At 66.2% G+C, this 13293-nt stretch carries 11 protein-coding genes; 6 read left to right on the forward strand and 5 right to left on the reverse strand.

The window, feature by feature from the left end:
- The first annotated feature begins 5 nt into the window (after nt 1–5).
- The 3 genes from B0920_RS13615 (at nt 6) to ilvD (ending at nt 5077) form a co-directional block, all read left to right on the forward strand.
- Nucleotides 6–899 (forward strand): bile acid:sodium symporter family protein, encoded by an 894-nt coding sequence (locus tag B0920_RS13615; protein ID WP_078033012.1) that lies wholly within the window; start codon nt 6–8, stop codon nt 897–899.
- An 82-nt stretch (nt 900–981) separates the two neighbouring features.
- Nucleotides 982–3048, forward strand: a complete 2067-nt coding sequence (locus B0920_RS13620) for a PAS domain-containing sensor histidine kinase (protein ID WP_078033013.1) — start codon at nt 982–984, stop codon at nt 3046–3048.
- Nucleotides 3049–3214: 166 nt separating this feature from the next.
- On the forward strand, nt 3215–5077 hold the full coding sequence (gene ilvD, locus B0920_RS13625) for a dihydroxy-acid dehydratase (protein WP_078033014.1): 1863 nt from the start codon (nt 3215–3217) through the stop codon (nt 5075–5077).
- A gap of 322 nt (nt 5078–5399) precedes the next feature.
- Here the strand turns inward: ilvD and B0920_RS13630 are convergent, their stop codons facing one another.
- From B0920_RS13630 to B0920_RS13645, 4 genes are all read right to left on the reverse strand, one after another.
- Nucleotides 5400–5984 carry a TerD family protein gene (locus tag B0920_RS13630; protein WP_078033015.1) on the reverse strand — a complete coding sequence of 195 codons (585 nt, stop codon included), beginning with the start codon at nt 5982–5984 and terminating at the stop codon, nt 5400–5402.
- Nucleotides 5985–6010: 26 nt separating this feature from the next.
- On the reverse strand, nt 6011–6709 hold the full coding sequence (locus B0920_RS13635) for a TIGR00266 family protein (protein WP_078033016.1): 699 nt from the start codon (nt 6707–6709) through the stop codon (nt 6011–6013).
- 52 nt (nt 6710–6761) lie between these two features.
- A complete protein-coding gene (locus B0920_RS13640) occupies nt 6762–7337 on the reverse strand; it encodes a TerD family protein (RefSeq protein ID WP_078033017.1) in 576 nt (191 codons plus the stop codon).
- Nucleotides 7338–7457: 120 nt separating this feature from the next.
- Nucleotides 7458–8522, reverse strand: coding sequence for a DUF475 domain-containing protein (locus tag B0920_RS13645; RefSeq protein ID WP_078033018.1), 1065 nt, complete (start codon nt 8520–8522; stop codon nt 7458–7460).
- A 110-nt stretch (nt 8523–8632) separates the two neighbouring features.
- On the opposite strand from B0920_RS13645, the gene B0920_RS13650 reads away from it, so the two are divergent.
- Genes B0920_RS13650 through B0920_RS13660 form a run of 3 tightly spaced genes read left to right on the forward strand, consistent with a single transcriptional unit; the run spans nt 8633 to nt 11753 of the window.
- Nucleotides 8633–9541, forward strand: a complete 909-nt coding sequence (locus B0920_RS13650; RefSeq protein ID WP_078033019.1) for a LysR family transcriptional regulator — start codon at nt 8633–8635, stop codon at nt 9539–9541.
- A 47-nt stretch (nt 9542–9588) separates the two neighbouring features.
- The gene (locus B0920_RS13655) at nt 9589–10947 is read left to right on the forward strand and encodes a hemolysin family protein (protein ID WP_078033020.1); all 1359 of its coding nucleotides are present in this window, start codon (nt 9589–9591) and stop codon (nt 10945–10947) included.
- Between the two features lie 2 nt (nt 10948–10949).
- Nucleotides 10950–11753, forward strand: a complete 804-nt coding sequence (locus B0920_RS13660) for an alpha/beta fold hydrolase (protein WP_078033021.1) — start codon at nt 10950–10952, stop codon at nt 11751–11753.
- A gap of 473 nt (nt 11754–12226) precedes the next feature.
- Here B0920_RS13660 and B0920_RS13665 read toward each other — a convergent pair whose 3' ends face one another.
- A complete protein-coding gene (locus B0920_RS13665; RefSeq protein ID WP_078033022.1) occupies nt 12227–13282 on the reverse strand; it encodes an AI-2E family transporter in 1056 nt (351 codons plus the stop codon).
- Nucleotides 13283–13293 lie beyond the last annotated feature (11 nt).

Raw genomic sequence — 13293 nt, forward strand, 5'->3', positions numbered from 1 at the left:
ACACCATGAGCGATTTCATCACCCTGCTGCCCAGCCTCCTGATCGGCGCCCTGGCCCTGATCATGTTCGGGCTCGGCCTGTCCCTTACCCCGGCCGACTTCAAGCGCCTGCTCGGCCATCCCAAGGCGGTGCTGCTGGCCCTCCTCCTGCAGGCGGCCGTGCTGCCGGCGATCTGCTACGGCCTGATCCTGGCCTTCGGCGTGCCGCCGGTGTTCGCGGTCGGGCTGATGCTGCTCGCGGCCTCGCCGGGCGGGGTCTCGGCCAACCTGTTCAGCCACCTGTTCGGCGGCAACGTGGCGATGAACATCTCGCTTACCGCGATCAACACCCTGCTCTCCATCGTCAGCCTGCCCCTGATCGCCAATTTCGCGATCGACGCCTTTTCCGACAGCGGCCAGGTGGTGCCGATGCAGACCGGGAAGGTGATCGAGGTGATCGGCATCGTCCTGATCCCGGTGGCGATCGGCATGCTGGTCAAGGCGCGCGCGCCCGGCTTCGCGGCGCGCATGGACAAGCCGATGAAGATCTTCTCGATGGTGGTGCTGGCCCTCCTGGCCGTGATCGCCTTCGCCAAGGAATGGAACGCCCTGGTGTCCTCCTTCGCCACCGTCGGCCTGGCGGTCATCGCCTTCAACGTCCTGAGCCTGGGCCTGGGCTACTACGTGCCGCGCCTGACCGGCATGGACAAGCCCGACGCGGTGGCGATCGGCTACGAGATCGGGATCCACAACTCCACCCTCGCCATCTTCGTGGCGGTGTCGGTGCTGGGCGACTTCCAGCTGATGGTGCCGGCCGCGATCTATTCGGTCAGCATGTACGTGTTCGCGACCGCCTTCGGCCTGCTGGTGCTGGGCCGCGAGCGCAAGAGCGCGCCGGCGGCGGCCCCGAACCGCATCTGAAAACGCTTCGTGCAGGAATGCCGCAACTGTGAGAACATGCGGCGTTCTCCACGCTCGGCCGTATCCGGCCCATCCTGGCACCATGCCGTTCTCTGACGACCACGCTCCTCACGCCGCCGGGCCGGATCCCGCCGGCGAACTGCGCTACCGCGAACTGTTCGAGCAGGCGCCGGTGAGCATCCAGATCCTGGCCCCGGACGGACGCACGGTCCGGGTCAACAAGGCTTGGGAAGAGCTGTGGCAAATCCGCGACGGCAGCGAGCTGAAACGCTATGTGGTCGGCGGCGACTACAACGTCCTGACCGACCCGCAACTGCGCGAGACCGGCGTGCTGCCCTACCTCGAGCGCGCCATGGCCGGCGAAGCGGTCGACATCCCGGCCAACCGCTATGACACCGCGGCCATCGGCGGCCCGGGGCGGGTGCGCTGGGTCGAGACGCGCGCCCGGCCGATCAAGGATGAGCAAGGCCGGCTGCTCGAAGTGCTGCTCATGCACGAGGACATCACCGAGCGGGTCGAGAACGAGGCCGTGCTGCGCACGCGCGAGGAGCGTTTCCGTTCGCTGGTGATGGCGACCTCGCAAATCGTCTGGACCAACACCCCCGACGGCCGGGTGGAAGACGACTCCCCGTCCTGGCGCGCCTTCACCGGCCAGACCTACGAGGAGTGGCGCGAATTCGGCTGGCTCGACGCCGTGCACCCGGACGACCGCGAGCACAGCCTGCGCGAGTGGCAGGAATGCGTAGCGGCGCGCTCCGTGTACGAAACCGAATACCGCCTGCGGCGCGCCGATGGGGTCTACCGCTGGACGGCCGTAAAGGGCATTCCCATCCTCGACAAGGCGGGCGCGGTGCGCGAATGGATCGGCGCCAACACCGACATCGACGACGCGGTGCGCGCCCGCGCCGAGCTGGCCGGGCGCCTCGAGCGCGAGCGGCGCCAGTCGGCCCTGCTGGCCAAGGTGGCCCAGGCCTCCCAGACTCTGCATGCGGCGCTGTCGGACAAGGACATCGCCGAGACCCTGGTGCTGACCGTGCGCGACATCCTCGGCGCCCACCAGGCGGTGGTGTCGCTCACCAGCGACGAAGGCATGAGCCAGGCGATCAACGCGGTGTCAATGTCGGACAAGTACGCGGCCTATGCCGGCTACGCCAGGCCGACCGACGGCAGCGGCATCTATGCCGAAGTCTGCCGCAGCAACCGGCCGATGCGCCTGACCCAGGCCCAGCTCGAAGCCCATCCGGCCTGGCGCGGCTTCGGCGCCCACGCGGCCGAGCATCCGCCGATGCGCGGCTGGCTGGCGGCGCCCCTGGTCGACCGCCAGGGCCGCAACATCGGCCTGATCCAGGTCTCGGACAAGCACGAGGGCGAATTCAACGCGGAAGACGAAGCGGTGCTGGTGCAGCTGGCCTCGATCGCGGCCAACGGCTTCGAGAACGCGCGCCTGGTCGCTTCGCTGCAGGAGCAGGATCGGCGTAAGGACGAATTCCTGGCCATGCTGGCCCACGAGCTGCGCAATCCGATGGCGCCGATCTCCGCCGCCGCCGAGCTGCTCAAGATGTCGGCGGACGACCCGCGGGTGCGCCGCACCAGCGAAGTGATCGGCCGCCAGGTGCGCCACCTGACTTCGCTGGTGGACGATTTGCTGGACGTCTCGCGGGTCACGCGCGGGCTGATCGAACTGGATCGCAAGGTGGTCGAAGTGCTGGGCATCGTGGCCAGCGCGGTGGAGCAGTCGCGCCCGATGCTGGAAGCGCGCGGCCACACCCTCAGCCTCGACCTGCGCGCCGACCGCGCGCGCGTGCTGGGCGACGCCACCCGCCTGGTGCAGGTGCTGACCAATCTGCTGAACAACGCCGCCAAGTACACGCCGCCGGGTGGCGCGATCGAGGTCGCCGCCGTGCAGCAGGGCGCGCGCGTGCGCCTATCGGTGACCGACAACGGCATCGGCATCGAGCCGCGCCTGCTGCCCCAGGTGTTCGACCTGTTCACCCAGGCCGAGCGCACCCCCGACCGTTCCCAGGGCGGCCTGGGTATCGGCCTGGCCCTGGTGCGCAACATGGTCGCCCTGCATGGCGGCGAGGTCCAGGCCCACAGCGAAGGCCTGGGGACCGGCAGCACCTTCACGGTCTGGCTGCCGGCCGCCTGAATCGGGCGCAGGGAAGCATGGCGCCGGCTGGGGACCAACGCCCACTGGACGACATCGTCAACTGATATGGAAAACATATCACAGCGGCGGTTATCATATATTGGACAACTCTAAGCCGACACGGCACCCTCGGCCTGTCCGATTGTCGCTTTCCAAGGAGATTCCCATGCCGACCTACCGCTCCCGTACCACCACCCAGGGCCGCAACATGGCCGGAGCGCGCGCGCTGTGGCGCGCCACCGGCATGAAGGACGGCGACTTCGAGAAGCCGATCATCGCCGTGGTCAATTCCTTCACCCAGTTCGTGCCCGGCCACGTGCACCTGAAGGACCTGGGCCAGCTGGTCGCGCGCGAGATCGAAGCGGCCGGCGGCGTGGCCAAGGAATTCAACACCATCGCGGTCGACGACGGCATCGCCATGGGTCACGGCGGCATGCTGTATTCCCTGCCCTCGCGCGACCTGATCGCCGACTCGGTCGAATACATGGTCAACGCCCACTGCGCCGACGCCATGGTCTGCATCTCGAACTGCGACAAGATCACCCCGGGCATGCTGATGGCCGCGATGCGCCTGAACATCCCGACCGTGTTCGTCTCGGGCGGGCCGATGGAAGCCGGCAAGGTGGTCAAGGTGGTCAACAACGACCGCAAGGTGATCAAGCTCGACCTGATCGACGCCATGATCAAGGCGGGCGACGCCAGCGTCTCGGACGCCGAGGTGGCCGAGGTCGAGCGCTCGGCCTGCCCCACCTGCGGCTCCTGTTCCGGCATGTTCACCGCCAACTCGATGAACTGCCTGACCGAGGCGCTCGGCCTGTCCCTGCCGGGCAACGGCACCATCGTCGCCACCCACGCCGACCGCAAGGAACTGTTCCTGCGCGCCGGCCGCCTGGTCGTCGAGCTGGCCAAGCGCCACTACGAGGGCGATGACTACTCGGTGCTGCCGCGTTCGATCGCCAGCAAGGCCGCCTTCGAGAACGCGATGACGCTCGACGTCGCGATGGGCGGCTCGACCAACACCGTGCTGCACCTGCTGGCCGCGGCCCACGAGGCCGAGGTGGAATTCACCATGGCCGACATCGACCGCATCTCGCGCAAGGTGCCCTGCCTGTGCAAGGTGGCGCCGATGACGGACAAGTACCACATCGAGGACGTGCACCGGGCGGGCGGCATCGTCGCCATCCTGGGCGAGCTGGCGCGCGCCGGCCTGCTCGACACCTCGGTGCCGACCGTGCACAGCCCGAGCCTGGGCGAGGCGATCGAGCGCTACGACATCCGCCGCAGCGACGACCGTGCGGTGCACCAGCTGTTCCGCGCCGCGCCGGGCGGGGTGCCGACCCAGGTCGCGTTCTCGCAGGCCGAGCGCTACGACAGCAATGACCTGGACCGCAGCGCCGGCTGCATCCGCGACCGCGAGCATGCGTATTCGCGCGACGGCGGCCTCGCGGTCCTGTACGGGAACATCGCCGAGAAGGGCTGCATCGTGAAGACCGCCGGGGTGGACGAGAGCATCCTGAAGTTCTCGGGCAAGGCACGCGTGTTCGAGAGCCAGGACGCGGCGGTCGAGGCCATCCTGGGCGACACGGTGCACGCGGGCGACGTGGTCATCATCCGCTACGAAGGCCCGAAGGGCGGCCCGGGCATGCAGGAGATGCTGTACCCGACCTCGTACATCAAGTCCAAGGGCCTGGGCAAGGCCTGCGCCCTGTTCACCGACGGCCGCTTCTCGGGCGGCTCCTCGGGCCTGGTGATCGGCCACGCCTCGCCGGAAGCGGCCGAAGGCGGCGCGATCGGCCTGGTGGAGGAAGGCGACCTGATCGACATCGACATCCCCGCGCGCAGCATCGCGCTGCGGGTCACGCCCGAGGAGCTGACCGCGCGCCGCGCCGCGATGGAAGCGCGCGGCCGCGACGCCTGGAAACCGCTGAACCGCGAGCGCGCGGTCTCGCAAGCCCTGCAGGCCTACGCCGCCCTCACCACCTCGGCCGACCGCGGCGCGGTGCGCGACCTGTCCCAGCTGAAGCGCTGAACACCAGGGTCGGAGTCGAATTAAATGACAACTTTCGAATGTTGTCATTTAATTCGACTCCGACCCTAATTGTTCAGTATCGCAGCAGAAAAAGAAAAACCTGGAAGCTTGCGCGGCCTCAAACGCCGAAAACTTGTACTTGCGCCGAATTGTGCGTCGGCGAGCTCAGCGAGTAAAAATAAAATAGGGTCGGAGTCGATTTTTCGGGCAATTCCTCAGAGTTGTCAAAAAAATCGACTCCGACCCTGTTTTTTGCGGGCGAAAAAAAGCCGGGGCGCGAGGCCCCGGCCAAGGCGGGAGACAGCAAACTACAAAAACAGTGTTACAGGTGGGCGACGATCTGCGGCATCAGGTCGTCGATGGTGCGGCCGACGCCGTTTTCGCCGATCGCATGCATCTTCCATTCGCCGTTGTGGCGGTACAGCTTGGCCATGATCTGGGCCGTGTGCGTACCCTGCACCGACAGGTTGAAACGCGCCACTTCCTGGTTGTTGGCGGCGTTCACCAGGCGGCAGTAGGCGTTCTCCACCGTCGAGAAATTCTGGCCGGTGAAGCTGTTCACCGTAAACACCAGCGCCTGGACTTCCGGCGGCACCCGGTTCAGCTCGACCGAGATCTGCTCGTCGTCGCCCTCGCCGGCGCCGGTGCGGTTGTCGCCGCTGTGGCTGACGCTGCCGTCACGGCTCTTGAGCTGGCGGAACCAGACCACGTCCACCGGACGCTTGGCGTCGTCGAACATCACCACCGAGGCGTCCAGGTCGACCGCCTGGCCCTTGCCGCCGCCGAAGCCGAAGAAGCCCTTCGACTTGGCCACGTCCCAGCCCAGGCCCATCACGATCCGGTTGAGCGCCCCGCCGGCTTCCTTGTCCAGCGAGATCTTCTGGCCCTTCTGCAAATTGACTGCCATGATTTGACTCCTTGTTCTTGCTGCGATTAGCCGCGCGCAGGCTGCTGCATCCAGGCCTTGAATGCATTGCGGTTGCGCGAACAGACATACACCTTGCCCTTGCCCGAGAAGCGAAGCACCATGCCTTCGCCGCTGGTCTGGCTGTTGATCAGGTTGCCCAGGAAGCCGCCGCTGGTGCCGGTCGTGATCGAGATCTCGTAGCGCAGCGTGCTGTCCCAGGCCACCACGTGCGCGTTGTCGATGATCGCGTCCTTGCCCGGCTCGACGTCCAGCAGCGACATCGATCCGAAGCCCGACACCACCACCTGCCCGCTGCCCGAGGTCTCGGTGACGAAGAAACCGCCGCTCTGCGCGAACAAGGCATTGCCCACGCTCTGGGTACGCACCTTCAGCTCCACCCCGGAGGTGGCGGCGACGAAGGCGCCGTCGCTGATGATGTACTGATTCGGACCGCAGTCGACGATCTGCATCGCCCCCGGCAGGGTCGGCGAGAGCAGGCAGTCGCCATCGCCGCGGGTGGCTTCGATGTGCTGCTGGAAGAAGGACTCGCCGTTGGCGAAGGTGCGCATCAGCGCGCTCCCCAGCCCGCCCTTCATCTTGCCCTTCAGGTCGAGCGTCGATTCCATCATCACCATCGCATCCGATTCGCAATAGATGGTTTCGCCGCGGCGCATCGAGACGTGCAGGAAGGGATCGACGTCCCCGGTCACGGTAAACACTGGCATGGTGGCTTCCTTTCAAAGGGCGGCCCGTCGCCGGGCAGCCCGCGGTAAGTGATTAGACGTTGACGCCGAAGTTGCGGGCCAGCGGACCGAGGCCGCCGTTGAAGCCCTGGCCGATGGCGCGGAACTTCCAGTCGGCGCCGTTGCGGTACACCTCGCCGAAGATCATCGCGCCTTCGGTCGAGCTGTCTTCCGACAGGTCGTAGCGCGCGATCTCCTGGTTGCTGGCGGCGTTGACGCAGCGGATGTAGGCCTTGCCCACCATGCCGAAGTTCTGGCGGCGCGCCTCGGCGTCGTGGATGGTCACGCCCAGCACCACCTTGTCGACGTCGGCCGGCACCTTGGACAGGTCGATCGAGACGGTTTCGTCGTCGCCCTCGCCTTCGCCGGTGCGGTTGTCGCCCGAGTGCACGACCGAACCGTCGGCCGACTTCAGGTTGTTGTAGAAGATGAAGTCGCTGTCCGAACGCACCTTGCCGGAGGCGTTCAGCAGGAACACGGCGCCGTCGAGGTCGAAGGCGGCGCCGTCGGTGGCGCGCACGTCCCAGCCGAGACCGACCTTGAGCTGGGTCAGGCCCGGCGCTTCTTTCGACAGGTTGACGTTGCCGCCTTTTTGCAGACTGATTGCCATGGATGTCTCTCCTAATGTAAGACTACGTGTGAACACCGGGGTTGACCGCAGCGAGCTGGTGTTCTGCCACTCGCCGGGGATTCCTGCGGGCCGGCCGATGCCGTCCCGCTCTTGCTTCGCTCAGGCCGGCAGCTTCTCGCCGTCGGCGTCTTCCAGCGCCATGCGCTTCTTGTACTGCACCGAACTCCACAGCGAGGCCAGGATGAAGGCCACACCCACCAGGCCGGTCACCAGTTCCGGCACGTGGAACTTCATCGAGGCCAGCATGATCACGGCCAGGATACCGATCGCATAGTGCGCGCCGTGCTCCAGGTAGACGAACTCGTCCAGCGTGCCCTTGCGCACCAGGTACACGGTCATCGAACGCACGAACATCGCGCCGATCGCCAGGCCCAGCATGATGATCACGACGTCGGTGGTGATCGCGAAGGCGCCGATCACGCCGTCGAAGCTGAACGAGGCATCCAGCACCTCGAGGTAGAGGAAGCCGCCGATACCGCCGCGCTTGACCATCTCGCCGACGTCGCCGCCGCCCTCTTCGCTCTTCTCGAGCAGGCTGGACAGCATGTCGACACCGACGTAGACCAGGATGCCCCACAGGCCGGCGATCAACACCACCATCTTCTGGGCTTCATCCACATAGGTCATCGAGAACAGCAGGGCGGCGATCGCCACCATCACCGAAATCGAGGACACGCGGCCGAGCGTGGCCAGTTTCTTCTCGAAGTTGCCCAGCCAGTGGGTTTCCTTCTCGTCGTCCAGCAGGAAGTTCAGGAAGACCAGCAGCAGGAACATGCCGCCGAAGGCCGCCACTTCCGCATGGTGGTTGGTCAGGTGCGAGGAGAAGCCCTTGGGATCGGTCAGCGCCAGGTTCCACACGTCCATCATGCCCAGGTCGGCCGCCACGGCGACGATGACCAGCGGGAACACCAGGCGCATGCCGAACACGGCGATGATCATGCCCAGGCCCAGGAAGAGCTTGAGCCAGAACTCGTCCCAGCCCTTGAGCACCGAGGCGTTGACCACCGCGTTGTCGAAGGACAGCGAGACCTCCATCACCGACAGGATGGTGGCGATGCCAATCGCGGTCAGCGCGCCGGCCACCCCGCTATGCTCGTAACCCCACCAGCCGGCCAGTCCCAGGCAGATGAAGGTCACGACGAATGACCATGTGAAGTGCTTCATATTGTTTTCCCCTCTTGGATATTAAAAATTCGACAGGATGCAGTGTAAGCCCGTGCACCATCATGGAAAAGCGAAGATAATGGAAGCGTTACTTCTAAAAAACCGAAGCCATGAAGAATAGCCCGCCAAATTTCCGCCATCTGCATTACTTCTGGGTCGTGGCCAAGGAAGGCAGCATCACGCGCGCCGCGGCGCGCCTCGGGCTTGCCATCCAGACGGTCAGCACCCAGTTGGCCCTGCTCGAGCAATCCTTCGGAAAATCCCTGTTCACCCAGCAAGGCCGACGCCTGAGCCTGACGGAAGCCGGCCGTCTCGTACTCTCCTATGCGGACCAGATCTTCCTTCTGGGGGAACAGATGCAGGAGGCGATCGACGAGTCGGGCAGCGCGCGCATCCGGCTGACGGTCGGCATCTCGGATTCCCTGCCCAAGTTCACCGCCTACCGCCTGCTGGAAGTCACCACCCGGCTCGACAAACCGGTGCGCCTCGTATGCTACGAAGACCAGTATGAGGCCCTTCTCGGGGATCTGGCGCTGCATAAGTTGGATGTGGTCCTGACCGACCGCGCGGTGCCGCCCGGCACCACCCTGCGCGTGTTCAGCCACCTGCTGGCCGAAAGCGCGATGTACGTGGTGGGCGCGCCGGCGCTGGCCGCGCTGCACCGCGACGGCTTCCCGGACGCCCTGGACGGCGCCCCCTTCCTGCTGCCGACCCGCAACAACGCGCTGCGCGCCAAGATCGACGACTGGTTCGAGCGCCATGAGGTGCGCCCGGACGTGGTCGGCGAATTCGAGGACAATGCCTTGCTCAATACCTTCGGACGGCGCGGGCTGGGCCTGTTCTTCACCCCCTCCGCCCCGCTCGAAGTGATCCAGGAGCAGCTGGGCGCCGAGCTGGTCGGGAAGGTGCCGGAAGTCAACGAGCACTTCTACGCCATCTCGAACGAACGCAAGATCAAGCATCCGGCGGTCGAGGCCATCCTCAACGCCGTGCACGAGGGCGTGCTGTCCGCGGGTTGAGCGGTACAATGGAGCCGGCTTTTGCCTTTTGTTAACTAACCACCGGTATGCAAAACTTTTTATTCGTCGTTCTCGCCCTCTTCCTGGTGGCGCTGAACGGCTTTTTCGTGGCGGCCGAGTTCGGCATCGTCACCCTGCGCAAGACCCGCGTGCGGGCCATCGCCAAGACGGCGGGATTGCGCGGACGCATCCTCGCCAAGGTCCACGGCCAGCTCGACGCCTACCTGTCGGCCTGCCAGCTCGGCATCACCCTGGCGTCGCTGGGCCTGGGCTGGGTCGGCGAACCGGCCTTCGCCAGCCTGCTCGAACCGCTGTTCGCCCTTGCCGGCATCACTTCCGAGGAAGTGATCCACGGCGTGTCCTTCATCGTCGCCTTCTCGGTGATCTCCTTCCTGCACATCGTGGTGGGCGAACTGGCTCCCAAGTCGCTGGCGATCCGGGTGCCGGAAGCGGTGGCCCTGTGGTGCGCCCTGCCCCTGTACGCCTTCTACTGGGCGATGTACCCGGCGATCTACGTGCTCAACGCCAGCGCCAACATGGTGCTGCGCCTGGCCGGCCTGGCCGGCGCCGGCGGCCACGAGACCCATTACTCGCTCGACGAGCTCAAGCTGATCCTGCGCACCAACACCAGCACCAGCCCGAATGCGCCGGACGAGAAGTTCACCCACGACGAACGCAACATCCTGGCCCAGTCGCTCGACTTCGGCCAACTGGCGGTGTCCGACCTGATGCGCCCGATTAACGAGGTGAGCGCCCTGTACGCCAGCCGCTCGCTGGAGCAGAACCTCGAGACGGTGCGCCGCAACCGCTTCTCGCGCTATCCCTATTTCGACACCGACGGCGAAGAGGTGCTGGGCGTGATCCACCTGAAGGACCTGTTCTTCGCCCTGCAGGCCGGCCGCGCCATCACCGACCTGACCCAGTTCCTGCGCCCGGTCGAGACGATCTCGGCGCGCACTCCCGCCCAGGACATCTTCCGGCGCTTCCGCAGCGGCGCCCCGCACTTCGCCCTGATCGGCGAAAAGGGCAAGCGCCCGGTCGGCTTCATCACCCTCGACAACCTGCTGGGCGCGATGGTGGGCGAGATCCGCGACGAATTCCGCCTCAACGAGAACGACTGGATGAAGCAGGCCGACGGCACCTACATCGGCAAGGCCAGCCTGCCGATCTTCTCGCTCGAGCGCCTGCTCGGGATCGACATCGACAACGAGGAGATGGGCCTGGACGAGGTCGAGTCGGTGGGGGGCCTGCTGATGGCCAAGCTGGGCGACATTCCCAAGCAGGGCCAGCGCATCGCCTTCCCGCGCTTCGACGTGGTGGTCAAGAAGATGAACGGCCCGCGCATCCTGCTGGTGAAGGTCATTCCCCGGGCGGCGCGCGGCGAACACGACGAGGACCAGGACTGAACATGAATATCGCGTTTCGCAATCACGTGCAGGTCGCCGGCGAAGGCGAGGCCACGCTGGTGTTCCTCCACGGTTTCGGCTGCGACCAGAGCATGTGGCGCTTCCTGGCGCCGCATTACGCGCAGCGCTACCGCACCGTCCTGTACGACCTGACCGGCAGCGGCCGCTCGGACCACGCGGCTTATGGGCGCGAGCGCTACGCCAGCCTGCACGGCCACGCCGAGGACCTGCTCGAGATCGTCGACGAATTCGCCAGCGGGCCGGTGGTGGTGGTCGGGCACTCGGTCAGCGCCATGATCGGGATGCTGGGCACCATCCGGGCGCCCGGGCGCTTCGCGGCCCAAGTGATGCTCGGGCCTTCCGCCTGCTACCTTAACGACGGCTTCTACCTCGGCGGCTTCGCGCGCAGCGAGATAGAGGAACTACTGGCCACGATGGAGTCCAACTACCTGGACTGGTCGGCGCGCATGGCGCCCGCCATCATGGGCGCGCCCGGCCAGCCCGAGCTGGGCAAGGAGCTGGTGGACGCCTTCTGCCGCAACAACCCGGACATCGCGCGCCACTTCGCGCGCGTGACCTTCCTGTCCGACCATCGCGAGGACGCGCAGCTGTCGGAGACTCCGGCCCTCATCCTGCAATGCAGCGAAGACCTGATCGCCCCGCGCACGGCCGGCGAATTCCTGCAGCGCAAGCTGCCCAACGCCACCCTGCGCATGATCGGGAACGTCGGCCACTGCGCCCACATGAGCGCGCCCGGGGCCTGCATGCGCGAGATCGACGCTTTCCTGCCGACGGTACTGGGCTGAGGGCGCTTGAATGGCGCCCTGCTGTCAGGGCGTCGGTTTTGGCATCAACCGAGGGCCGCCGCCCCTGAGGCTGAAAGAACACGGTCGCCCAAGACGCTGAGTGGAAAACCGTCGCCCCTGACGCTGAGTGGAAAATTGTCGCCCCTGACGCTGAATGGAAACCGTCGCCCCTGACGCAAACCGGAAAACCTCGCCCTAGACGCAAACCCTGAATCCGTCGTCCCCGCGAAGGCGGGGACCCAAGTTCCTTTGCGCCGACGTGATGCATGCAAACTTGGGCCCCCGCCTTCGCGGGGGCGACGTTCATGCGCCAGCAATGCCGGTTCAGTTCAGCAGTGCTTTCGTCAGTTTCCGATTCAGTTCGGTGCTGCTTGGGTCAAGTTCCGCTTCAGTTCCGTGCTGCTTCGGTAAGTGCCGCTTCGGTTCGGTGCTGCTTCGGTCAAATGCCGCGTCATTGGCGCCTCAAGCGCCCCTCACTGCTTGACGATCGGATCCTTGGTCCCCGTCCACTCGCTCATCAGGGAATAGCCCACCGCCAGCAGGGTCGGCCCGATGAACATCCCCACGAAGCCGAAGGCGATCACCCCGCCCAGCACACCCAGCAAGGTGAGCAGGAAAGGCAGGCTGCTGCCGCGCGAGATCAGCATCGGCCGCACCACGTTGTCCACCCCGCTGATCAGGACCGTGCCCCAGATCGCCATGAAGATCGCCCACCCGGTCTCGCCCTGGGCGAACAGCCACAGCGCGGCCCCGCCCCACACCAGCGGCGGGCCGACCGGCACCAGGGACGACAGGAAGATCAGCACCGACAGCAGCGGCACCGCCGGCACGCCCGCGATGGCGAAGCCGATCGCCGCCACCACGGCCTGGGCCAGCGCCGTGCCCAGCAAGCCGTACATCACGCCGCGCACCGTCTGGCTGACCGTGTGCGAGACCGATTCCGCGCCCTCGCCCATCACCTTCTTCATCGTCACCGCGATCACCTCCAGCAGCGCGTGGCCGTCGCGGTAGAAGAAGAAGCTCACGAAGGCGGCCAGGCTCATCTGCATGACGCCGGTGCCCAGCATGATGCCGCCGGCCAGCAGCCAGCGCCGCGCAGGTTCCACCATGCGCTGGGCCAGCTCGACCATGCGTTCGCGGCTGGCGATCAGCTGGCGCAGGTAGTTGTCGATCGTCTCGCCGACCAGGGGCAGCTCGCGGATCCAGGCTGGCGGGCCGAGCTCGCGGTGCTCGACCAGCCAGCGCAGCTGCTCGAAGCCCTTGGCGACATCGTCGGCCAGGTTGTAGGCCACCATCGACAGCGGGAAGATGATCAGGAAGGTCAGCGTGAGCGTCATCGTCAGCGCCGCCGGGGTGCGGCGGCCGCGCATGAGCTCGAGCAGGCGCAGGTAGAGCGGCCAGGAAGAGATGACGACGGCGGCCGCGAACAGGATCGCGGCCAGGAAGGGACGGAGGACGTAGAGACAGCCCAGCGTCAGCAGGACGACAATGGCGATGCGGGTGTAGTTCCTGCCCTGGCGTTGTTCCATGCCGTCCTGTT

The sequence above is a fragment of the Massilia sp. KIM genome (assembly GCF_002007115.1).
Taxonomy (GTDB): Bacteria; Pseudomonadota; Gammaproteobacteria; order Burkholderiales; family Burkholderiaceae_D; genus Telluria.